Origin of the sequence: Arthrobacter sp. KNU40, from assembly GCF_051515115.1 — a bacterium.
In the GTDB taxonomy this organism is placed as follows: Bacteria; Actinomycetota; Actinomycetes; order Actinomycetales; family Micrococcaceae; genus Arthrobacter.
This window is the reverse complement of record NZ_CP195850.1, coordinates 3,984,706-4,004,003: the sequence shown is the minus strand read 5'-3', so window position 1 is coordinate 4,004,003 and position 19,298 is coordinate 3,984,706. Positions and strand designations below refer to the sequence as shown.

The following is a 19,298-nucleotide window of genomic DNA, read 5'->3' as shown; positions in this document are numbered from 1 at the left end:
AAATGGCAGTAGGGTCGAAGGATCTCGCACCCGCACAGCTGGACGGTTTCGACAACGAGCGTCTCGTTGAAGAACTCCGCAAGTCCAAGGAAGAGCTGTTCAACCTGCGTTTCCAGTCCGCCACCGGACAGCTGGAGAACCACGGTCGTCTGCGCGCGGTAAAGAAGGACATCGCACGCATCTACACCGTTCTCCGTGAGCGCGAGCTGGGCATTCGTGCCGAGGTTGCCGCACCGGTTGTGGAAGCCAAGGAAGAAAAGAAGTCCAAGAAGGCAGAAGCCAAGGCTGAAAAGGCCGAAGCCGAGGCTGGAGAGGACGCCAAGTGAGCGAACAGAAGGAAACTGTGACGGAAGCAGCAGCCAGCGCTGAACAGCGCGGTTACCGTAAGACGCGTCGCGGCTACGTTGTCTCTGACAAGATGGAAAAGACCATCGTTGTTCAGGTCGAAGACCGCGTGAAGCACGCTCTGTACGGCAAGGTCATTCGCCGCACCTCGAAGATCAAGGCTCACGACGAGCAGAACACCGCCGGCATCGGCGACCTCGTTCTGATCTCTGAGACCCGCCCGCTGTCCGCTACAAAGCGGTGGCGCCTGGTCGAGATCCTCGAAAAGGCTAAGTAATCCCGCGCCGGACTTTGTCCGGCAGCGATATGGATTGGTGGGAAGGCCCGTATTCCGGAAGGAATGCGGGCCTTTCCGCGTTTCGGTCCTTAGCATAAAACGTGCTAGGATATTGAGTTTGTATGGCGCCACTTGTGCGTCAACAACCACCTCGTAAACAATCGTGCCGCGGCATACTGCCCCGCGCAGTTATTTCCGCAAGGGAAGCTGATGCTGGCGGCACGGGAGTTTAGGCCTGCTCTGGCAAAATCCAGGCAGGTCAAGAGACACCCCGATCAACCGTTCCGCAAGGCTCATTCCGTATGCTCCATTTCGGTCTGAGAACCGGCGCGACGCAAGGAGTAAAAATTGATTCAGCAGGAGTCGCGACTGAAGGTCGCCGACAACACGGGTGCTAAGGAAATCCTTACCATTCGCGTTCTCGGTGGATCCGGCCGTCGCTACGCAGGCATTGGCGACGTCATTGTCGCAACCGTCAAGGACGCTATCCCGGGCGGCAACGTAAAGAAGGGTGACGTCGTCAAGGCTGTCATCGTTCGTACCAAGAAGGAACGCCGCCGTGCGGATGGTTCCTACATCAAGTTTGACGAGAACGCAGCTGTGATTCTGAAGAACGACGGCGACCCCCGCGGTACCCGTATCTTCGGCCCGGTTGGTCGTGAACTCCGTGACAAGAAGTTCATGAAGATCGTTTCGCTGGCTCCGGAGGTGCTGTAACCCATGGGTGCAAAGATCAAGAAGGGTGACCTGGTTCAGGTCATCACCGGCGCCAAGCAGGAACGTGGCGGCGACCGTGGCAAGCAGGGCAAGGTTCTGCGCGTGTTCACCGAGACCAACCGCGTCCTGGTAGAAGGCATCAACCGAGTCACCAAGCACACCAAGGTCGGTCAGTCGCAGCGCGGCACCAAGACCGGTGGCATCGAGGTCGTAGAGGCCCCGATCCACGTCTCCAACGTTGCTCTTGTTGACCCCTCGACCAAGAAGCCGACCCGCGTTGGTTTCCGTCTCGAGACCGTTGACAAGGACGGCGTCTCCAAGACCGTCCGTGTCCGCGTGTCCAAGGCCTCCGGGAAGGACATCTAATGACTGAGACTCTCGAGACCCCAGCGAAGATCGTTCCGCGTCTGAAGACGAAGTACGCCGATTCCATCAAGCAGACCTTGGTTGAGGAATTCAAGTACGAGAACGTGAACCAGGTTCCCCGCCTGGTGAAGGTTGTTGTGAACATGGGTGTTGGAGATGCCGCCAAGGACTCCAAGCTGATCGACGGCGCTGTCCGCGACCTCACCCTGATCACCGGCCAGAAGCCGCAGGTAACCAAGGCCCGCAAGTCCATCGCACAGTTCAAGCTGCGCGAAGGCATGCCCATCGGTGCACACGCAACTCTGCGTGGGGACCGTATGTGGGAATTCGTGGACCGCCTCGTGACCCTCGCCCTGCCCCGTATCCGCGACTTCCGCGGCCTCAACGGCAAGCAGTTCGACGGCAACGGCAACTACACCTTCGGTCTGACCGAGCAGGTTATGTTCCACGAAATCGACCAGGACTCCATCGACCGCGTTCGCGGTATGGACATCACGGTTGTCACCACTGCAAAGACCGATGACGAAGGCCGTGCGCTGCTCAAGGCACTTGGCTTCCCGTTTAAATCCGAAGACTAATAACTACGTAGTAGGTCCGGCCGCGGCTCCTTTGTAGCCAACGCGGAAACCATTACGAGGAAGGGCAAGAGCCCACAATGACTATGACAGATCCTGTCGCAGACATGCTTACGCGTCTGCGCAACGCCAACTCGGCATACCACGACACTGTGAGCATGCCGTACAGCAAGCTCAAGGCACGCGTTGCCGACATCCTGAAGGCAGAAGGCTACATTGCTGCCTGGAAGGAAGAGGAAGCCGAAGTCGGCAAGAAGCTGACCATCGACCTCAAGTTCGGTCCGAACCGCGAGCGTTCGATTGCTGGTGTCCGCCGCATTTCCAAGCCTGGTCTCCGCGTTTACGCGAAGTCCACCAACCTGCCTCACGTGCTGGGTGGCCTGGGTATCGCAATCCTGTCCACCTCTTCCGGCCTCCTGACTGACAAGCAGGCCGGCAAGAAGGGCGTGGGCGGCGAAGTCCTCGCGTACGTCTGGTAACGGGAAAGGAAGAGAATAATGTCACGTATTGGACGTCTCCCCATCACCGTTCCTGCCGGCGTTGAAGTTAAGGTTGATGGCTCTGTCATCAATGTCAAGGGCACCAAAGGCGAGCTGAGCCACACTGTAGCCAGCCCGATCGAGGTCACCCTGGACGAAAGCACCTTGACTGTCACCCGCCCGAACGACGAGCGCACTTCGCGTTCCCTGCACGGCCTGACCCGCACCCTGATCGCCAACATGATCGAGGGCGTCACCAAGGGCTACGAAAAGAAGCTTGAAATCGTTGGTACCGGTTACCGCGTTCAGGCCAAGGGTTCTGACCTTGAGTTCGCTCTCGGCTTCAGCCACCCGGTGAATGTCGCCGCTCCCGAGGGCATCACCTTCACGGTGGAGGGGCCGACCAAGCTCTCCGTCGCTGGTATCTCCAAGCAGCAGGTCGGCGAGGTTGCTGCCAACATTCGCAAGCTGCGCAAGCCTGACCCCTACAAGGGCAAGGGTGTCCGTTACGCCGGCGAAGTTATCCGCCGCAAGGTCGGAAAGGCTGGTAAGTAAACCATGGCCATCGCAATTAACAAGAAGCGGTCGAACAAGAGCAAGTCTGCTGCACGCAGCCGTCGCCAGCTTCGTATCCGCAAGCGCATCACCGGTACGGCTGCTCGTCCTCGTCTGGTCGTCAACCGCTCCGCACGCCACATCTTCGTCCAGGTTGTCGATGACAGCAAGGGTGTAACCGTGGCTTACGCTTCCACTTTGGAAGCTGACCTTCGTGCATTCGACGGCGACAAGACTGCCAAGGCCAAGCGCGTCGGCGAGCTCGTTGCCGGGCGTGCCAAGGCTGCAGGCATCGAAGCTGTTGTCTTCGACCGCGGTGGTAACAAGTACCACGGCCGGATCGCCGCCGTCGCTGACGGCGCACGTGAAGGTGGGTTGGCACTGTGACCGTTGAGAATAACGATAAGGACATTCAGGTGACTGAAGCTGCAGCTGCTGAGGCAACTGAGACTGCTGCTGCCACCGACGACCGCCGCGGCGGCCGTCGTGGCGAGCGTGGTGACCGTGGCCAGGGCCGCGGCGACCGTGGTGGCCGTGGTGGCCGCGACGGCGGTCGCGAGGCCGAGAAGAGCCAGTTCGTAGAGCGCGTTGTAACCATCAACCGTGTTGCCAAGGTCGTCAAGGGTGGTCGTCGCTTCAGCTTCACCGCCCTCGTCGTCGTCGGTGACGGCAACGGCCTGGTTGGCGTTGGCTACGGCAAGGCCAAGGAAGTTCCGGCAGCTATCGCAAAGGGCGTTGAAGAGGCCAAGAAGTCCTTCTTCCGCGTTCCCCGCGTTGGCAGCACCATCCCGCACCGCGTGCAGGGTGAGGCCGCAGCAGGCGTTGTCATGCTGCGTCCGGCTTCCCCGGGTACCGGTGTTATCGCTGGTGGTCCGGTCCGCGCGGTACTGGAATGCGTCGGTATCCACGACGTTCTCTCCAAGTCGCTCGGTTCCTCGAACGCCATCAACATCGTTCACGCGACTGTTGACGCCCTGAAGCGACTGGAAGAGCCCGCTTCCGTGGCAGCCCGCCGTGGCCTGCCGCTGGACGAGGTTGCTCCTGCAGCTCTGGTGCGCGCACTCCTGAACCAAAAGGCAGGTGTCTAGTCATGGCTAAGAACCTGACTCCCTCCGACGCTCAGTTGGAGATCACCCAGATCAAGGGCGTCATCGGCGCCAAGCAGAACCAGCGTGAGACCCTGCGGTCCCTCGGCCTCAAGCGCATCGGACACACCGTTGTCCGTACCGCTGATGCCGTAACCGTTGGAATGCTCAACACGGTTCCGCACCTCGTGAATGTAGAGGAGGCGAAGTAATGGCTGAGAACAAAACCGCCGCAGAGGCTGCCGACAAGCAGAACACTCTGAAGGTCCACCACCTGCGTCCCGCCCCCGGTGCCAAGACTGCCAAGACCCGTGTTGGTCGTGGTGAAGGCTCCAAGGGTAAGACCGCCGGTCGCGGTACCAAGGGTACGAAGGCCCGCTACCAGGTCAAGGCTGGCTTTGCCGGCGGCCAGTTGCCGCTGCACATGCGCCTGCCGAAGCTTCGCGGCTTCAAGAACCCGTTCCGGGTCGAGTTCCAGGTTGTAAACCTGGACAAGCTCAACGAGCTGTTCCCGGAAGGTGGCGCTGTCACCGTCGAGTCCCTGGTTGAGAAGGGTGCCGTTCGCAAGAACCAGCCCGTCAAGGTGCTGGGCACCGGCGACATCACCGTCAAGGTGGACGTCACCGCCCACGCTTTCTCCTCCAGCGCAGCTGAGAAGATCGCAGCAGCAGGCGGAACCACCACTGCCCTCTAAAGGGCATTGGGGCTATCGCCCGCTGTGAAAAGACTCCCGGTGTGGAGGGCTTCGGCCCCTCGCGCCGGGAGTTTTTTCATATGGCGCACACCCCTCGATTGTTCGCATGGCGCCTCAAACCGTTAGACTCGGGTGTTGGGTTTCAATGACCCCTTTCGACACCCTTGGACTTTTAACTCAGGAGGACGCTTGCTAAGCGCATTCGGCCGGGCATTTCGTACGCCTGATCTGCGACGCAAGTTGTTGTTCACGCTGGGAATCATCACAATCTTCCGCTTGGGAGCTTTTATCCCCTCGCCTGGTGTGAGCTACCAAAATGTTCAGCAATGTTTGTCAAGCAATCAGGACCAGGGCGGCCTCTACCAGCTCGTCAACCTGTTCAGCGGTGGTGCACTGCTGCAGGTTTCGATCTTTGCCCTGGGGATCATGCCGTACATCACGGCCAGCATCATCGTGCAGCTGCTCCGCGTGGTCATTCCGCGGTTCCAGGAGCTGTATGACGAAGGCGCCTCGGGCCAGTCGAAGCTGACGCAGTACACGCGTTATCTGACCATTGCGCTGGGCCTGCTGAACGCCACCACATTGGTGTCCCTGGCACGCTCCGGGCAGCTGCTGCCCAACTGCCAGCTGCCGATCATCCCCGACACGAGCATCATCGCCACGATTCTTGTCGTCATCACCTTGACGGCCGGTACAGGCCTCATCATGTGGATGGGCGAACTCGTTACCGAGAAGGGCGTGGGCAACGGCATGTCGTTGCTCATCTTCACCTCCATCGCAGCCGGCTTCCCGACCTCGCTTGGTGCCATCTGGAACTCCAAGGGACCGGGCACCTTCTTCACCGTGTTGGCGATCGGCCTCGTGACGGTCGCACTCGTAGTCTTCGTGGAGCAGTCCCAGCGGCGCATTCCGGTCCAATACGCCAAGCGTATGATCGGCCGGCGCACCGTGGGCGGCACCAGCACCTACATCCCCATCAAGGTGAACATGGCCGGCGTCGTGCCCGTCATCTTTGCTTCCTCCATGCTCTACCTGCCCGGGCTGATTGCGCAGTTCAACCAGCCGAAGGCCGGAGAGTCGATCGCCCCGTGGGTTGAGTGGATCAACAACAACCTCACCAAGGGCGACCACCCCATCTACATGGCGTTGTACTTCGTCATGATTGTGTTCTTCACCTACTTCTACGTCGCGATCACCTTCAACCCTGAAGAGGTCTCGGACAACATGAAGAAGTACGGCGGGTTCATTCCGGGCATCCGGGCGGGTAAACCGACCGCGGACTACCTGCAGTACGTGCTTTCCAGGATCACCCTCCCCGGCGCCTTTTACCTGGGCTTCGTGGCGTTGATTCCGCTGGTCGCACTCGTCCTGATCGGCGCCAACCAGAACTTCCCGTTCGGTGGCACGTCAATTCTGATCATGGTGGGTGTGGGCCTGGAAACCGTCAAGCAGATTGATGCGCAGCTACAACAACGTCACTACGAAGGGCTTTTGCGATGACGAGAATGCTGATCATTGGACCCCCGGGTTCGGGCAAGGGAACCCAGGCTGAGCGGATTTCCGGGCGCTTGGGCGTAGTCCCCATTTCCACGGGCGACATCTTCCGGGCAAACGTCAAGGGCGAAACCCCGCTGGGTATCGAAGCCAAGAAGTACATGGACGCCGGCGACTTCGTTCCGGACAGCGTGACCAACAAGATGGTCCGTGACCGCCTGAGCGAGAGCGACGTCGAGAACGGCTTCCTGCTTGACGGATACCCGCGCACCACCGCCCAGGTGGAATACCTGGACCAGATCCTCGCCGACACGGAAGAGAAGCTCGACGTCGTGCTTCAGCTGACGGCCGACGACGAGGAACTTGTTTCACGCCTGCTGGGCCGCGCCAAGGAGACCGGGCGCTCGGATGACAACGAAGGTGTCATCCGCCACCGCCTGGACCTCTACCACGAGCAGACCGAGGCCGTCGTGGCCAAGTATGCCGAACGCGGCATCCTGACCCAGGTCGATGGCATTGGCGGCATCGACGAGGTCACGGATCGCGTCCTGTTGGCCATCGAGGCGGCCAAGGCAGTCTAGTCGCCGCACGACTGTCGAAAAGGGTGTGTCCCGCGCTGGAGTGAACCGCTCCCCACGCTGGACACGCCCTTTTCTGTTCCCCCTTCCGGGGGTGCGGGACCCGGGACCGTTTCCGGGCGTTCGCGGCTCCGGTTTCGGGCACTACCGCTGGTGCGGGAAAATAAGAGATCCGAGGGTGATCTGGTTCCGCAGCCCACCACAAGCAGCACACGACAAGAGGAGACCATGGCGTTCGGCCAGCCCCGCATCGAATACAAGACCAATGAGCAAATGCGCAAGATGCAGGAGGCCGGATTGGTCCTCAGCAGAGCGCTCGACGCAGCCGTTGACGCTGCGAAACCCGGCGTTACCACGCGTGAGATCGACGCAGTGTTCGCCGCGGTCCTCATCGACGCTGGAGCGAAGTCGAACTTCCTCGGGTACCACGGCTTCCCGGCCACCATCTGCGCATCCGTCAACGAGGAAGTGGTCCACGGCATCCCCGGCGACCGGGTCCTCCAGGACGGGGACATCATTTCGATTGATGGCGGAGCGATCGTTGACGGTTGGCACTCCGACTCCGCACGCACCGTGATAGTCGGGACGGCGGATCCTGAAGACCAGCGGCTCTCGGATGTCACCCAGGCCGCCATGTGGCGTGGAATCGCTGCTTTGTCGAAGGGCAAGTTCGTGGGCGACATCGGCAACGCCGTGGATGACTACGTCTCCTCCGTACCGGGGAAACCGCTCGGCATCCTGGAGGACTACGTCGGCCACGGCATCGGCTCCGAGATGCATATGGCCCCGGATGTGTTGAACTACCGCACCACGCACCGCGGCCCGAAGATCAGGCCGGGACTGTGCCTTGCGATCGAACCAATGCTCGTCCGCGGCAGCATTGAAACAGCAACCCTCGACGACGACTGGACCGTGGTGACCACTGACGGCAAGCGTTCGTGCCAGTGGGAGCACTCGGTTGCCGTCCACGAAAAGGGCATCTGGGTGCTTTCCGCGCCCGACGGCGGTGCAGAGCAGCTGGCGCCGCTCGGCGTCGTGCCCGTTCCGATTCCCTGACGCCCAAGCCGGGAACCGAAACAGAAAATCCCTGGCGACTCCCGAATTCGGGTGTCGCCAGGGATTCTGCGTATCAGGAAGCTTACCTAGCTCTTGAGCTTGGGCTTCACGTCCTTGGTGTAAATGCCATCGAGGGTTGTCTTGAGGTCCGTCATGGTGGCCTTCACGTCGCCCTGCTGGGTGAGGATCTTCGCGGCCGCCTTGGCCATCTCCTGATCGGCACCAGGCAGGAACACGCGGGCGTTGTCCTGCACCTTGGTCACGGCGAGCTGGTCCATGGCCGTCTTGATCTGGGGAGTCTTGGCGAGGACTGCCGTCATGTCCGCGGAGACGCGCGTGGGCATGTAGCCGGTCGCAGCCGAGAATGCAGCGGTGTTCTCCGGCTCGGTCATGAATTTCAGGAAGGTGGCAGCCGCGAGCTGGACTTCCTTGCTCACACCGCTGGGAATCCCGAGTCCGGCGCCGCCGGTGGGGCAGACGTTGGTCTCGGCCTTGGGGCCGCCCGGCAGGAAGCCGACGCCGACGTTGAACTTGGCGGACTTCAGCACGCCCAGCAGGTCCCCGGTGGAGGAGATCGTGGTGGACGTGATGCCTGCGGAGAAGTCGTCCGCGGCGTTCTTGGAGGAGACGCCGGCCCACTTGTCCTTGTAGATGGAGTCCTGGGCCCACTGCAGGGCCGTGACGGACTCGGTGGAATCGCAGTTGAAGGTCCAGCCGTTGGACCAGCTGCCGCCCCAGCCCCACAGGTTGTTCTGCAGGGTCCAGCCGGCGTATCCGGCAAGGGCCGGGTAGATGTAGGCGTACTTCGCGCCCGAGCTGGCCTGGAGCTTAGGGGCCCACTCGGCGAACTCCTGCCAGGTCTTGGGTGCCCGGTCCGGAAGGCCGGCGGCCTTGAAGTGGTCCTTGTTGTAGTAGAAGAGCGGGGTGGAGCGGCCGTAGGGAAGCGCCCACTGCTTGTTGGCGTACTGGTAGTCCGCTACGAGGGACTTCTGGAAGTCGTCGATTTTGACGTCCAGCTGCTTGATGAGCCCGTCCAACGGAATGATGTTGCCGTTGGTGTAGTAGCGGAACCACCAGACGTCGGAGAGCACGACGAGGCCGGGGAGGGCCGACTTCGCGGCCTGCGAGGTCTGGAACTTCTGCGCGATCTCCTCGTAGTTGGCGCCTGCCGTCACGAGGTTCACCTTGATGTCCGGGAACTTCGCCTGGAACTTGTCGATGATGGATTGCTCGACAGCCTGGGACTGTCCGGGGTGGCTGGTCCAAAAGTCGAACGAGCCGGCCGGCTTGACGCCGGTGAAGTCGATGTCCGAAGGGCTGCTGCTCGCTGCGCTGCCGCTGGTCGACGGACCGCCGCATGCTGCCAGGGCGGCGGCGCCGACTCCAAGTCCGGCGAGCCCCAGGAAGTTTCTACGATCAAGATTCATTGCCATGGTTGGTCCTCTCAAGGATGCAAAGGTGGTGATGGGGTTGTGTGGAAGGTGCGGTGTTACTAGCCAGTGACGCTGCCCTGGGTGAGCCCGGCAACGATGTAGCGTTGCAACGCTGCGAAGACCAGGAGGATGGGGATGATCACCAGGACTGCTCCGGCCATGAGGATCCCCCAGCCGGCGCCGTTTCCTTCAGAGTTCTGAAGCAGGGTCAAGCCGACCGGGAGGGTCATGGTTTCCGGCCGGTCCGTGATGATCAGGGGCCAGATGTAGTCGTTCCATTCGCTGACCACGGTGACGAGGGCGACGGTGGCGATGGAGGGAAGCGACACGGGCGCCACTACTTGCCACAGCCTGCGCCAGTGGCCCGCGCCGTCGATTTCCGCGGCTTCGAGGATGGACCCCGGAAGCGTCTTGAAATGCTGGCGTAGCAGGAAGGTTCCGAAGGCGGTGCCGAGTCCCGGAAGAATGATTCCCCACAGGGTGTTCTTCCCGCCGATTCCCGCGATCAGGATGTAGTTGGGGAGGATCGACACCTGCGGCGGCACCATCAGGGCCACGAGGATCACGACGAATATGACGTTCTTGAACGGGAAACGGACAAAGACCAGGGCGTACGCCGTCAGGATGGCGAGGATCACCTTGACCGTGGAACCTACCACGGTGACGATCAGGCTGTTCAGGAAGAACCGGGCGAACGGCACTGTGGTCATGGCCGTGTGGTAGTTCTCCAGGTTCAGGCCCTGCGGCAGGATCTTGAGATCGGTGGTGACGATCTCGCCGGGCTGCTTGAAGGAACTCAGCAACATCCACAACAACGGCAGGACAACCACCAGCGTGGCCACGATCAGCGGGATGTAGCCTCCAGCCAGTGTCTGGACGAGGTTTGCGCGCGAGAACGGCTTGTCGCGCCGCGCTGGGAGCTCCGGACCGCCGTCGGGAGCTTTCAGGGTCCCGACGCCGGTCGCGGGGTTGGGGCTGACGGGAGAGAGCGTGCTCATGAGTAGTGCACCTTCCGTTCGACGAACCGCAACTGGAGCACGGTGATGATGAGCAGGATGGCGAAGAGGACTACCGAGATGGCGGCCGAGTAGCCGGCACGGTTGTAGGCTCCGAAGGCCTGCAGATAGGCCTCGTAGATCAGCGTGCTGGTGCCGTTGCCGAGCGGCGTCATGATGCGGATCAGGTCAAAGGCCTGCAGCGAGCTGATCATCGTGGTGATCAACAGGAAGAACGTGGTGGGGGAGAGCAGCGGAACGGAGATGCTCATGAAGCGGCGGAAGCCGTTGGCGCCGTCCAGGGAGGCTGCCTCCATGACGTCCTTCGGGAGCGACTGGAGTCCGGCGAGGTACACGACGGCGCAGTAGCCCAGGTTCTTCCAGACGTAGACGATGATGACCATCACGAGGGAGAGCTGCGGATCGTTGATCCACTGGGGACTTTGCTGGCCAATGCCGCGAAGCAGCCAGGACAGCACGCCGTATCCGGGGTCGAAGATGAACAGCCACACGAGGCCGACTCCTACGCCGCTGAGGACATAGGGGGCGAAGACGGCGGAACGCGCAAAGGTAGTGCCGCGGACCTTCGCGTTCAGGGCCAGGGCCACCAAGAGGCCCAGCACCATGGAACCGCCCACGGTGACCGCGGTGAAGATGAGGGTGGTGCCAAGCACTTGCGGGGCGTCGGAGCTCGTGAAGAAGTTGACGTAGTTGTCGAAGCCCACAACGGTGGCCGAGGTGGAGCCCAAGGTCCAGTCAAGGGTCGAGTAATACATGTTGTTGATCAACGGCAGATACGTGAACACCGCGATCAGCGCCAAGTTCGGCAAGGCCAGCGCCAGGAACACAAAGAAGTCGCGTCGGGTTCGGCCGGACCAGCGTCCCCGGCGCTGAGGGGCCGGGACAGCCTGCGCGGTGTGCGCGGGGCTACCTGTCAGTTGTCTTGTCATGGGAGGTCTCTAACGGTTCGCAGATATCGGGGCGCGCCGGACCCGAACTGTTGGGTCAAGGGGGCGGCTAGTTTTACCTCACCACACGGGAGCACCTGTCAAGTCAAAAAAAGGGCTGTTCGCGGGATTGTTGGACAAGCCTTTTGCGCTTGTTCACCCGATGTTCCGTGGCGGATGGGGCCGTGTTTACATTCGAGGCACGACTACCGTTTGTGTTCGGAAGGAGGCCCGGCGTGCTCAGGAAATCCTGAGCATGCCCAAGTAGCTCGCAGTTGTTGTCGTTATCGCGGCTGATAACGACAACAACTGTCAGTCAGTTGGGTGGCGGGGAGCAGAATAGGCACATGACTTCGAAGATCACTGATGTGCCAGGAATCCGGGTGGGACATGTCCAGCGGATCGGCGATGGCTGGCTGAGTGGGGTGACCGTTGTCCTTCCGCCGCGAGGGACCGTGGGATCGGTAGACGTGCGAGGCGGCGGCCCCGGCACGCACGAGACCGACGCCCTCGACCCCACCACCCTCGTGCCCACAGTCGACGCGGTAGTGCTCGCCGGCGGGAGTGCCTTTGGTTTGGTCACGGCCCACGGCGCCCAGCGATGGTGCGAAGAGCAAGGGCGCGGGTTCGCCGTGCCCGGGGGAGTGGTGCCGATCGTTCCGGCCGCCGCGATCTTCGACTTGGGCCGCGGCGGTGACTTCGCCGCCCGCCCCGACGAAGCCATGGGATACGAAGCGGCCGTTGCGGCTGCGGCCTCAAGCGAGCACGCCGACGTCGGACGCGGAAACATCGGCGCCGGTACCGGTGCAGTGATTGGCCGCGGCGCCTTCAAGGGGGGAGTCGGCACCTCGTCGATCACCTTGGATAGCGGCGTGGTGGTGGGCGCGCTCGCGGTGGTCAACGCGTTGGGGATGCCTTTCGGCACATCGTCCCCGCGGATCGAATCCGGCAGTTCAGAACCGGCGGGGCCCCCGGCGCTGAACACCACGCTCGTCGTCGTCGCCACCAACGCGGTCCTCGACCCCGCCGAATGCAAGCGCACCGCGAGTGCGGCACACGCCGGCCTTGCCCGGGCGCTGAGTCCATCCCATACACTCGCCGACGGCGACACCGTGTTCGCGCTGGCGACCGGCGCCGTCGGGCTTGACCGCAGTTCGGAACAAGCAAGGCAGGTTTCGCTCATTACCCTGCAAAGCGCGGCGGCGGACGCCGTCCGCCTGGCTGTCCTTGACGGTGTCGCGGCTGCGGAATCCATCACGACGGCGGCAGGCACCTTCACTGCCTACGGCGAGGTTTAGCGGGATCCAAGGGGGCTCCTCGGTCCACGGAAGGGTGACACCGTGCCGGTGTCTGCGCTAGCATGGGCGGATTTAACTTTCGTGCCATTTTGGCGTAGAGTTGTTTGTTGGTTGTCTCCACAGCCACGCCCATTTAACAGGTCGCGAGTCCTGCTTCGTGGAGTGGCAAGAGCCGGACGGCCAAACAAACAAAAAACGTCCGCAGATTTTCCGGTGCCTAACCGGAGGGCTGCGGCAAACAACAGTTAGCGGAGGATATGGCCAAGAAGGACGGGGTCATTGAGATCGAGGGCGTTGTGACTGAGGCACTGCCCAACGCGATGTTTCGCGTTGAGCTCACCAACAAGCACATCGTTCTTGCACATATCTCGGGGAAGATGCGACAGCACTACATCAGGATTCTCCCTGAGGACCGCGTAGTGGTGGAGCTAAGCCCTTACGACCTCACACGTGGTCGCATCGTCTACCGCTACAAGTAATTGCTGGGCGGCAGCCTCGGGAAACCGGGGTAGTTGCCGCAACAGCCGACCAACTGCAACACGCAAAGGAACGCCATGAAGGTCAAGCCGAGCGTTAAGCAGATCTGCGACAAGTGCAAAGTGATCCGCCGTAATGGCCGGGTCATGGTGATCTGCGAGAACCCGCGCCACAAGCAGCGCCAGGGCTAATTCCCCGCAGGGGAACTAGCGCCCGCGAGGGCAACCTGGGTTGCTAACCCACGCAAGTAAATAAAGGCAGCACAAGCTGAATCGGGACGTATTAGAGCCTGGCAGCTAACCCCCGGTCGGAGGCTGGGGCCGCACTGAAAGTGCGGGTGTACTGCCTACGACCTCCGGTTTATTCAAGGAGTACTGCCACTATGGCTCGTCTCGCTGGCGTAGACATTCCCCGCGAAAAGCGGTTGGAAATTGCGCTTACTTACATCTACGGCGTGGGCAAGACCCGTGCACACGAAACCCTGGCTGCCACCGGCATCAGCGCTGACGTTCGGGTCAAGGACCTGACTGACGCCGAGCTGGTCCAGCTGCGTGACTACATTGAAGGCAACTACAAGGTTGAGGGTGACCTTCGCCGCGAAGTAGCAGCAGATATCCGCCGCAAGGTTGAAATCGGCAGCTACGAAGGCCTGCGTCACCGCAAGGGCCTGCCCGTACGCGGTCAGCGTACGAAGACCAACGCTCGTACCCGCAAGGGCCCGAAGCGTACCGTCGCCGGCAAGAAGAAAGCCGGCCGCTAGAAATAGCAGCTGACTTTCCCCCGATAACTTTCTGTAGGAGAAATAATGCCCCCGAAGACTCGTGGCGCGGTTCGCAAGCCGCGTAAGAAGGACAAGAAGAATATCGCGCTTGGCCAGGCGCACATCAAGAGCACCTTTAACAACACCATCGTGTCCATCACGGACCCGAACGGTGCTGTAATCTCCTGGGCTTCCGCCGGTGAGGTTGGATTCAAGGGCTCCCGTAAGTCCACCCCGTTCGCCGCCCAGATGGCTGCCGAGGCTGCTGCAAAACGCGCCCAGGAGCACGGCCTGCGCAAGGTTGACGTGTTCGTCAAGGGACCGGGATCCGGACGCGAGACCGCAATCCGTTCGCTGCAGGCCGCTGGCCTCGAGGTTGGCTCCATCCAGGACGTCACCCCCAGCGCCCACAACGGTTGCCGCCCGCCGAAGCGCCGCCGCGTCTAATTGGATTCTTGGCCTTGCCGGCCGGGTCCGCCACGGAACAGCTTGACTGCTCCGTGGCGCCCGGCCGGCAAAGCCGGAACCAAGCCGATTTCCACCACCTGTGTTGCGTCATATAGCGGATGCTCGCCGAAAGGAAACCTAAGTGCTTATTGCACAGCGCCCCACTCTGTCTGAAGAAGTAGTCTCCGAGAACCGCTCGCGTTTCATCATTGAACCGCTGGAACCGGGCTTCGGTTACACCCTCGGAAACTCCCTCCGCCGTACCCTGCTCTCTTCCATCCCCGGTGCTGCTGTAACCAGCATCCGGATCGATGGCGTGCTGCACGAGTTCACGACGGTTCCGGGTGTCAAGGAAGATGTCACTGAGATCATCCTGAACATCAAGAACCTCTCCGTGTCCTCCGAGCACGATGAGCCGGTTGTTGCATACCTGCGCAAGCAGGGCCCCGGAGTCGTCACGGCCGCGGACATCGCTCCGCCGGCCGGCGTCGAATTCCACAACCCGGATCTGCACATTGCCACGCTGAACTCGAAGGGCAAGTTCGAACTCGAACTGACCATCGAACGCGGCCGCGGCTACGTTTCGGCAGCTCAGAACAAGTCCGGCGACTCCGAGATCGGCCGTATTCCGGTCGACTCGATCTACTCGCCGGTCTTGAAGGTTACCTTCCGCGTGGAAGCTACCCGTGTTGAGCAGCGCACTGACTTCGACAAGCTGATTGTCGACGTCGAGACCAAGCAGGCTATCGCCCCGCGCGACGCCGTTGCCTCGGCAGGCACCACCCTGGTGGAACTGTTCGGTCTTGCACGTGAGCTGAACACCGCAGCTGAAGGTATCGAGATTGGCCCGTCGCCGACGGATGCTGCCTTGGCAGCTGACATGGCACTGCCGATCGAGGATCTGGACCTCACCGTCCGTTCCTACAACTGCCTCAAGCGTGAGGGCATCCACACCGTGGGTGAACTCGTTGCCCGCTCCGAGGCTGACCTGATGGACATCCGTAACTTCGGTGCGAAGTCCATCGATGAGGTCAAGGCAAAGCTGGTTGAACTGGGTCTGTCCCTCAAGGACTCGCCTCCCGGTTTCGATCTTGCAGCCCGCGCCGCAGCCATCGAAGAGGACGACGCCGCGTTCAGCGACGACGAGCTCTAACAAGCAGATCTTGGCCACCGAGTCCACGTTCGGACCCGGACGGCCTTCATTACAGGAGAAATTACTATGCCTACCCCCACTAAGGGTCCGCGCCTCGGAGGCGGTCCGGCTCACGAGCGCCTGATGCTCGCGAACCTGGCAGCAGCCTTGTTCGAGCACAAGCGCATCACCACGACGGTCACCAAGGCCAAGCGCCTGAAGCCGTACGCAGAGCGCCTCGTGACCTTCGCCAAGCGCGGCGACCTGTCCTCCCGCCGTCGCGTGCTCGGCCTGATCAGCGACAAGGGCGTTGTCCACGAGCTGTTCACCGACATCGCAGGCGCCGTCGCCAACCGCGATGGTGGCTACACCCGCATCACCAAGATCGGCAACCGCAAGGGCGACAACGCTCCCATGGCTGTCATCGAACTGGTTCTTGAGCCGGTTTCCCCGAAGCAGGCTGTAATTGCCGAGGCAACTGCTGCTGCCAAGAGGGACGCCGAGAAGGCTGCTCCGGCCGCCGAAGAGACCGCTCCGGTTGTCGAGGAAGAGGTCGTTGAGACTGAAGCCGCAGAGACCGAAGCCGAGGCTCCCGAAGCTGAAGCTGCTGAAACCGAAGAGGCTCCGGCCGCTGAGGAAAAGAAGTAATTCACTGAATTCTTCACAGTAGACTTAAGTCTATGAACGAACGAAAACCCGCTGCCCCCGTTTTGGGGGGCGGCGGGTTTTTGCGTGTCCGGATGGATCTTTCGTACGACGGCGGCCCCTTCAGCGGGTGGGCGCTTCAGCCCGGTCTCCGGACCGTGCAGGGATCGTTGGAAGAGGCATTGGCACTGATCGTGCGGCGCCCCGTACGGGTCACCGTGGCGGGACGGACCGATGCCGGTGTCCACGCCCGCGGACAAGTGGCGCACATTGACCTGTCCGAGGCGGAGTGGGGCGTGCTGCCGAGGGGCCACGAGATCGACCCCGCCGCCGCGCTGTTGCGGAGGCTTAGGGGAGCCTTGAGCCGGGTCCTGCAGGATGAAACCGGGGCCATTGAAGTGCACGACGTCGGATTGGCGCCTGACGGTTTCGATGCTCGCTTCTCAGCGTTGTGGCGCCGCTACAGTTACCGGATCGCCGACGGCCCGGAACGCTGGGACCCCGTCCTGCGCAGGCTGACGCTTTGGCACAAGGCCGCCCTGGACGAGGGAGCGATGAACCAGGGAGCAGTGGCGCTGCTTGGGCTTCAGGATTTCCGCGCGTACTGCAAGCCCCGTGAGGGAGCCACCACCATCCGCGAGCTGCAGCGGTTTGAGTTCGTGCGCGGCAGCGACGGTGTGCTGGTGGCCAACGTCCAAGCAGATGCCTTTTGCCACAACATGGTGCGTGCCTTGGTGGGATCCGCATTGCGTGTGGGGGAGGGCTTGGAAAGTCCGGAGTGGCTGCATGAGCGACTGCTCGCTGGTGTGAGGGATGCCAAGTCCGTGTTGGCTGCTCCGCACCCCTTGGTGCTCGAGGAAGTGGCCTATCCTTCCGACGACGAACTGTTTGCGCGGGCCGAGTTGACGCGGGCGCGGCGGGAGTAGGCGGCGCGGTGGTCCGAAGGGGTCCTCCTCGACTCTGGGTGTCGAGGAGGACCGGTCTTTGGGGGAACTGAGAGCCTGTCGCTTGGACGAGCGTTCAGCTCGGGATTTGGATCAGGTGGGAGTTACCGCTGATCGCATTGATCGCCGAGACAAAGATCGGGCCAAGCGCCGTTCCGCTCCCTGCGCAGAAGAAGTAGTCGCCATCAGAATTCTCGGCGGAGATGTCGGCGGCTGTGGTGCAGCTATTTGCTGTGCTCGGATTACCATGCGAGTCCGGCGATGCCGCAGCGGCGAGGACATCGCGCACATACGCTCCGCTACCCCCGCATCGTTCCGTGCTGAGGTTGTACCCGACAGTGACGATCAAGATTCCACGCGCCTTGGCATCAGCCGCCACGGCTAAGAGATTGTTGCACGCTGTGACGCCGTTGGAGCTTCCAATATCGCCGGGAGTCGCTACCGATGTGGATCCGGCGACGTCAGGTTCGTTGGGCTGACCATCGGTCTCCAAGATAATCGCATTGCGTGGTGTTCCTGAACGTGTCGGGAGGGTCGCCAGGTTGTTGGTGTCGAAGCCCAGCAGATATCTGGCTGCAGACTTCATCGGCGATGCGAGGCTGGTCCCTGTGCCCGAGTGGGTCAAGCACTGCAGACCCTTGACCAGATTGCTGCTGCTGTTGAGTGCCGGTGGTGTGGCTGAGGTCGTGTAGTCGTTGGAAAAGGGAACCGGGAGCCAGGGGCCGCTTGTTTGCGAGCCGGAGGGGTTGGTGATGCAACCGGAGGTGGAGCTGCTCCGCCCGATGGTGCCCAGAGCCACGTATTGCTGGGTGTTTGTCATGGTCTGCAATGTGCTCTGGATACCTGACTTAAGCGAGGACAGATCAGCGTCGCTCATGCTGCCTGTCCGGTCCGCGACAATCGCAACATTCATGGGGTTGGGACTCTGGGCGCCGCAGGATCCGCGGCATGCATTCGAGGACAGAGATCCGGTATTCCCGGTGTTTATGCCGATCACCGGTGCGAACGCAAAGGGGACATCCGTAGAGGCGGTCACAGTTATCGAGTTGCAGGTGTGGCCGCTTCCCGCTACGCAGGGGATTGCGCAGATCGTCTCGTTGCACTTGGCGCCGGCGACCGTTCCCGGGTCGCAGACACTGGGTACCTGTCCGCTGGCCACAGTCTTGGTGGCTCCCGTGGAGCCGACCACACACCAGAATTTGACGGTGGGGACGGTGCCGGGATCGTTCGAGTTGGCGTACGAGAGCGCGGCACTCTGTGCCGTGGCGGGATCGTTCGGGAGGGAGGTCACACCCGCTAAGGCGGCGGCATCCAAGGCATTACTGAGGTGCTGGCGTTCGAAAAGCAAGTGGCCGAAATCGATGGCCAACGCTACCGAGCCAAAGAGAACGGGAACCAGCAGCGCAAACATGAGAATCGACGCGCCTCGCTCCCGGCTCGTCGGGTCCGGACGCCGAGCGCCGTGAGCAATTCTCAGACGTACCGGTTTCCCGCTCTCACCGACACCGGCTTCGGTATTTCCGTTTCTATCCTTTAGAGAGTGCATGATCCTCCGCTCCAACCCTGTGAACCTGAGGTCACAGCCGCTGCGCCTTCCATTTTCATGACCGCTTTGGCCTCGAAGAAGCCATTGAGTACCCACGAGTAGAAGCCCGACATGGACGATTGGGGGTAGCGCAAGCACACAACCATCACCCCGGGCGTACCCCCAGACGTATCCACGACGAACTTCACCTGGAGTTTGGTGTTATCCATCATTCCCTTCGCCAAGTTCGCGGAGGCAATGACGTCGCCTTGAGTCACACCCTGCCGTGCGCTTTCCCGCGCCGCACCCTGGAGGCTGATGCTTTGCCCAAGAGCCGTGCCGAAGTCGATGACGCCAAGGAGCATGGAGAGGAGTAAGGGGAGGACGAGGGCAAATTCAACCGCCGCCGCACCTCGCTGACGAACATTCCGTTTCGCTGCCCTTCCTGCCCGGGGTCTAGACATTAGTTGCTCC

Annotated in this window: 27 protein-coding genes; 22 read left to right on the top strand and 5 right to left on the bottom strand. The window is 61.7% G+C overall.

Features of this window, described 5'->3' with window-relative positions; genetic code table 11:
- Nucleotides 1-2: 2 nt before the first annotated feature.
- From rpmC to map, 14 genes are all read left to right on the top strand, one after another.
- Nucleotides 3-326, top strand: coding sequence for a 50S ribosomal protein L29 (gene rpmC / locus ACSKT0_RS18630; protein ID WP_059387364.1), 324 nt, complete (start codon nucleotides 3-5; stop codon nucleotides 324-326).
- Complete coding sequence (gene rpsQ / locus ACSKT0_RS18625) at nucleotides 323-622, top strand: 30S ribosomal protein S17 (RefSeq protein ID WP_059387365.1); 300 nt, start codon at nucleotides 323-325, stop codon at nucleotides 620-622. Before rpmC ends, rpsQ begins: the two co-directional genes overlap by 4 nt.
- Nucleotides 623-970: 348 nt before the next feature.
- The gene (rplN, locus tag ACSKT0_RS18620) at nucleotides 971-1,339 is read left to right on the top strand and encodes a 50S ribosomal protein L14 (protein WP_003803789.1); all 369 of its coding nucleotides are present in this window, start codon (nucleotides 971-973) and stop codon (nucleotides 1,337-1,339) included.
- Nucleotides 1,340-1,342: 3 nt separating this feature from the next.
- A complete protein-coding gene (gene rplX / locus ACSKT0_RS18615) occupies nucleotides 1,343-1,705 on the top strand; it encodes a 50S ribosomal protein L24 (protein WP_437771054.1) in 363 nt (120 codons plus the stop codon).
- Nucleotides 1,705-2,283 carry a 50S ribosomal protein L5 gene (rplE, locus tag ACSKT0_RS18610; protein WP_059387367.1) on the top strand — a complete coding sequence of 193 codons (579 nt, stop codon included), beginning with the start codon at nucleotides 1,705-1,707 and terminating at the stop codon, nucleotides 2,281-2,283. Before rplX ends, rplE begins: the two co-directional genes overlap by 1 nt.
- Nucleotides 2,284-2,360: 77 nt before the next feature.
- Nucleotides 2,361-2,759 (top strand): 30S ribosomal protein S8, encoded by a 399-nt coding sequence (gene rpsH / locus ACSKT0_RS18605; RefSeq protein ID WP_028265096.1) that lies wholly within the window; start codon nucleotides 2,361-2,363, stop codon nucleotides 2,757-2,759.
- A gap of 18 nt (nucleotides 2,760-2,777) precedes the next feature.
- A complete protein-coding gene (rplF, locus tag ACSKT0_RS18600) occupies nucleotides 2,778-3,314 on the top strand; it encodes a 50S ribosomal protein L6 (protein WP_437771053.1) in 537 nt (178 codons plus the stop codon).
- 3 nt (nucleotides 3,315-3,317) lie between these two features.
- Nucleotides 3,318-3,701: a 50S ribosomal protein L18 gene (gene rplR / locus ACSKT0_RS18595; RefSeq protein WP_234749066.1), complete on the top strand. Its 384-nt coding sequence runs from the start codon at nucleotides 3,318-3,320 to the stop codon at nucleotides 3,699-3,701.
- Nucleotides 3,702-3,730: 29 nt separating this feature from the next.
- A complete protein-coding gene (gene rpsE / locus ACSKT0_RS18590; protein ID WP_437771052.1) occupies nucleotides 3,731-4,402 on the top strand; it encodes a 30S ribosomal protein S5 in 672 nt (223 codons plus the stop codon).
- Nucleotides 4,403-4,404: 2 nt separating this feature from the next.
- On the top strand, nucleotides 4,405-4,611 hold the full coding sequence (gene rpmD, locus ACSKT0_RS18585; RefSeq protein WP_059387371.1) for a 50S ribosomal protein L30: 207 nt from the start codon (nucleotides 4,405-4,407) through the stop codon (nucleotides 4,609-4,611).
- Nucleotides 4,611-5,093 carry a 50S ribosomal protein L15 gene (gene rplO, locus ACSKT0_RS18580; protein WP_059387372.1) on the top strand — a complete coding sequence of 161 codons (483 nt, stop codon included), beginning with the start codon at nucleotides 4,611-4,613 and terminating at the stop codon, nucleotides 5,091-5,093. The genes rpmD and rplO overlap by 1 nt, the downstream gene beginning before the upstream one ends.
- A 189-nt stretch (nucleotides 5,094-5,282) precedes the next feature.
- Nucleotides 5,283-6,593, top strand: coding sequence for a preprotein translocase subunit SecY (secY, locus tag ACSKT0_RS18575; protein ID WP_236812275.1), 1,311 nt, complete (start codon nucleotides 5,283-5,285; stop codon nucleotides 6,591-6,593).
- A gap of 5 nt (nucleotides 6,594-6,598) precedes the next feature.
- Nucleotides 6,599-7,168: an adenylate kinase gene (locus ACSKT0_RS18570; RefSeq protein ID WP_437774082.1), complete on the top strand. Its 570-nt coding sequence runs from the start codon at nucleotides 6,599-6,601 to the stop codon at nucleotides 7,166-7,168.
- 225 nt (nucleotides 7,169-7,393) lie between these two features.
- A complete protein-coding gene (map, locus tag ACSKT0_RS18565) occupies nucleotides 7,394-8,221 on the top strand; it encodes a type I methionyl aminopeptidase (protein WP_437771051.1) in 828 nt (275 codons plus the stop codon).
- Between the two features lie 86 nt (nucleotides 8,222-8,307).
- On the opposite strand, the gene ACSKT0_RS18560 is transcribed toward map, so the two are convergent.
- From ACSKT0_RS18560 to ACSKT0_RS18550, 3 genes are read right to left on the bottom strand one after another with little or no spacing between them, the layout of a single operon-like run.
- On the bottom strand, nucleotides 8,308-9,654 hold the full coding sequence (locus ACSKT0_RS18560) for an ABC transporter substrate-binding protein (protein ID WP_234749072.1): 1,347 nt from the start codon (nucleotides 9,652-9,654) through the stop codon (nucleotides 8,308-8,310).
- 59 nt (nucleotides 9,655-9,713) lie between these two features.
- Nucleotides 9,714-10,652, bottom strand: coding sequence for a carbohydrate ABC transporter permease (locus tag ACSKT0_RS18555; RefSeq protein ID WP_437771050.1), 939 nt, complete (start codon nucleotides 10,650-10,652; stop codon nucleotides 9,714-9,716).
- Entirely contained in the window at nucleotides 10,649-11,599 is a 951-nt protein-coding gene (locus ACSKT0_RS18550; RefSeq protein ID WP_437771049.1) for a carbohydrate ABC transporter permease, read from the bottom strand. The genes ACSKT0_RS18555 and ACSKT0_RS18550 overlap by 4 nt, the downstream gene beginning before the upstream one ends.
- A gap of 344 nt (nucleotides 11,600-11,943) precedes the next feature.
- Between ACSKT0_RS18550 and ACSKT0_RS18545 the strand changes: the two genes are divergently transcribed.
- From ACSKT0_RS18545 to ACSKT0_RS18510, 8 genes are all read left to right on the top strand, one after another.
- The gene (locus tag ACSKT0_RS18545; RefSeq protein WP_437771048.1) at nucleotides 11,944-12,894 is read left to right on the top strand and encodes a P1 family peptidase; all 951 of its coding nucleotides are present in this window, start codon (nucleotides 11,944-11,946) and stop codon (nucleotides 12,892-12,894) included.
- Nucleotides 12,895-13,151: 257 nt separating this feature from the next.
- Nucleotides 13,152-13,373, top strand: coding sequence for a translation initiation factor IF-1 (gene infA, locus ACSKT0_RS18540; RefSeq protein WP_009358723.1), 222 nt, complete (start codon nucleotides 13,152-13,154; stop codon nucleotides 13,371-13,373).
- A 75-nt stretch (nucleotides 13,374-13,448) separates the two neighbouring features.
- Nucleotides 13,449-13,562 (top strand): 50S ribosomal protein L36, encoded by a 114-nt coding sequence (gene rpmJ, locus ACSKT0_RS18535; protein WP_011775570.1) that lies wholly within the window; start codon nucleotides 13,449-13,451, stop codon nucleotides 13,560-13,562.
- A 191-nt stretch (nucleotides 13,563-13,753) separates the two neighbouring features.
- Nucleotides 13,754-14,131: a 30S ribosomal protein S13 gene (gene rpsM / locus ACSKT0_RS18530; protein ID WP_011775569.1), complete on the top strand. Its 378-nt coding sequence runs from the start codon at nucleotides 13,754-13,756 to the stop codon at nucleotides 14,129-14,131.
- A gap of 45 nt (nucleotides 14,132-14,176) precedes the next feature.
- A complete protein-coding gene (gene rpsK, locus ACSKT0_RS18525; RefSeq protein WP_028265083.1) occupies nucleotides 14,177-14,578 on the top strand; it encodes a 30S ribosomal protein S11 in 402 nt (133 codons plus the stop codon).
- 142 nt (nucleotides 14,579-14,720) lie between these two features.
- Nucleotides 14,721-15,731 (top strand): DNA-directed RNA polymerase subunit alpha, encoded by a 1,011-nt coding sequence (locus tag ACSKT0_RS18520; protein ID WP_011692778.1) that lies wholly within the window; start codon nucleotides 14,721-14,723, stop codon nucleotides 15,729-15,731.
- Nucleotides 15,732-15,797: 66 nt separating this feature from the next.
- The gene (gene rplQ, locus ACSKT0_RS18515) at nucleotides 15,798-16,358 is read left to right on the top strand and encodes a 50S ribosomal protein L17 (protein WP_437771047.1); all 561 of its coding nucleotides are present in this window, start codon (nucleotides 15,798-15,800) and stop codon (nucleotides 16,356-16,358) included.
- A gap of 32 nt (nucleotides 16,359-16,390) precedes the next feature.
- Nucleotides 16,391-17,281 carry a tRNA pseudouridine synthase A gene (locus ACSKT0_RS18510; RefSeq protein WP_437771046.1) on the top strand — a complete coding sequence of 297 codons (891 nt, stop codon included), beginning with the start codon at nucleotides 16,391-16,393 and terminating at the stop codon, nucleotides 17,279-17,281.
- A gap of 94 nt (nucleotides 17,282-17,375) precedes the next feature.
- Here ACSKT0_RS18510 and ACSKT0_RS18505 read toward each other — a convergent pair whose 3' ends face one another.
- Both ACSKT0_RS18505 and ACSKT0_RS18500 read right to left on the bottom strand, forming a co-directional pair.
- Nucleotides 17,376-18,710 carry a pilus assembly protein TadG-related protein gene (locus ACSKT0_RS18505; protein ID WP_437771045.1) on the bottom strand — a complete coding sequence of 445 codons (1,335 nt, stop codon included), beginning with the start codon at nucleotides 18,708-18,710 and terminating at the stop codon, nucleotides 17,376-17,378.
- 122 nt (nucleotides 18,711-18,832) lie between these two features.
- Nucleotides 18,833-19,288, bottom strand: a complete 456-nt coding sequence (locus ACSKT0_RS18500) for a TadE/TadG family type IV pilus assembly protein (protein ID WP_437771044.1) — start codon at nucleotides 19,286-19,288, stop codon at nucleotides 18,833-18,835.
- Nucleotides 19,289-19,298 lie beyond the last annotated feature (10 nt).

What these genes read in the sequence shown, in the direction of transcription:
- rplO (WP_059387372.1), top strand. Translation starts at nt 4,611, where the DNA reads ATGGCTGAGAACAAAACCGCCGCAGAGGCTGCCGACAAGCAGAACACT.
- ACSKT0_RS18570 (WP_437774082.1), top strand. Translation starts at nt 6,599, where the DNA reads ATGCTGATCATTGGACCCCCGGGTTCGGGCAAGGGAACCCAGGCTGAG.
- rplX (WP_437771054.1), top strand. Translation starts at nt 1,343, where the DNA reads ATGGGTGCAAAGATCAAGAAGGGTGACCTGGTTCAGGTCATCACCGGC.
- rplE (WP_059387367.1), top strand. Translation starts at nt 1,705, where the DNA reads ATGACTGAGACTCTCGAGACCCCAGCGAAGATCGTTCCGCGTCTGAAG.
- ACSKT0_RS18500 (WP_437771044.1), bottom strand. Translation starts at nt 19,288, where the DNA reads ATGTCTAGACCCCGGGCAGGAAGGGCAGCGAAACGGAATGTTCGTCAG.
- ACSKT0_RS18510 (WP_437771046.1), top strand. Translation starts at nt 16,391, where the DNA reads ATGAACGAACGAAAACCCGCTGCCCCCGTTTTGGGGGGCGGCGGGTTT.
- ACSKT0_RS18560 (WP_234749072.1), bottom strand. Translation starts at nt 9,654, where the DNA reads ATGGCAATGAATCTTGATCGTAGAAACTTCCTGGGGCTCGCCGGACTT.
- ACSKT0_RS18550 (WP_437771049.1), bottom strand. Translation starts at nt 11,599, where the DNA reads ATGACAAGACAACTGACAGGTAGCCCCGCGCACACCGCGCAGGCTGTC.
- map (WP_437771051.1), top strand. Translation starts at nt 7,394, where the DNA reads ATGGCGTTCGGCCAGCCCCGCATCGAATACAAGACCAATGAGCAAATG.
- rpmJ (WP_011775570.1), top strand. Translation starts at nt 13,449, where the DNA reads ATGAAGGTCAAGCCGAGCGTTAAGCAGATCTGCGACAAGTGCAAAGTG.
- rplQ (WP_437771047.1), top strand. Translation starts at nt 15,798, where the DNA reads ATGCCTACCCCCACTAAGGGTCCGCGCCTCGGAGGCGGTCCGGCTCAC.
- rplF (WP_437771053.1), top strand. Translation starts at nt 2,778, where the DNA reads ATGTCACGTATTGGACGTCTCCCCATCACCGTTCCTGCCGGCGTTGAA.
- rpsM (WP_011775569.1), top strand. Translation starts at nt 13,754, where the DNA reads ATGGCTCGTCTCGCTGGCGTAGACATTCCCCGCGAAAAGCGGTTGGAA.
- rpsH (WP_028265096.1), top strand. Translation starts at nt 2,361, where the DNA reads ATGACTATGACAGATCCTGTCGCAGACATGCTTACGCGTCTGCGCAAC.
- rplR (WP_234749066.1), top strand. Translation starts at nt 3,318, where the DNA reads ATGGCCATCGCAATTAACAAGAAGCGGTCGAACAAGAGCAAGTCTGCT.
- rpmC (WP_059387364.1), top strand. Translation starts at nt 3, where the DNA reads ATGGCAGTAGGGTCGAAGGATCTCGCACCCGCACAGCTGGACGGTTTC.
- rpsK (WP_028265083.1), top strand. Translation starts at nt 14,177, where the DNA reads ATGCCCCCGAAGACTCGTGGCGCGGTTCGCAAGCCGCGTAAGAAGGAC.
- ACSKT0_RS18545 (WP_437771048.1), top strand. Translation starts at nt 11,944, where the DNA reads ATGACTTCGAAGATCACTGATGTGCCAGGAATCCGGGTGGGACATGTC.
- ACSKT0_RS18555 (WP_437771050.1), bottom strand. Translation starts at nt 10,652, where the DNA reads ATGAGCACGCTCTCTCCCGTCAGCCCCAACCCCGCGACCGGCGTCGGG.
- rpmD (WP_059387371.1), top strand. Translation starts at nt 4,405, where the DNA reads ATGGCTAAGAACCTGACTCCCTCCGACGCTCAGTTGGAGATCACCCAG.
- ACSKT0_RS18505 (WP_437771045.1), bottom strand. Translation starts at nt 18,710, where the DNA reads ATGTTTGCGCTGCTGGTTCCCGTTCTCTTTGGCTCGGTAGCGTTGGCC.
- infA (WP_009358723.1), top strand. Translation starts at nt 13,152, where the DNA reads ATGGCCAAGAAGGACGGGGTCATTGAGATCGAGGGCGTTGTGACTGAG.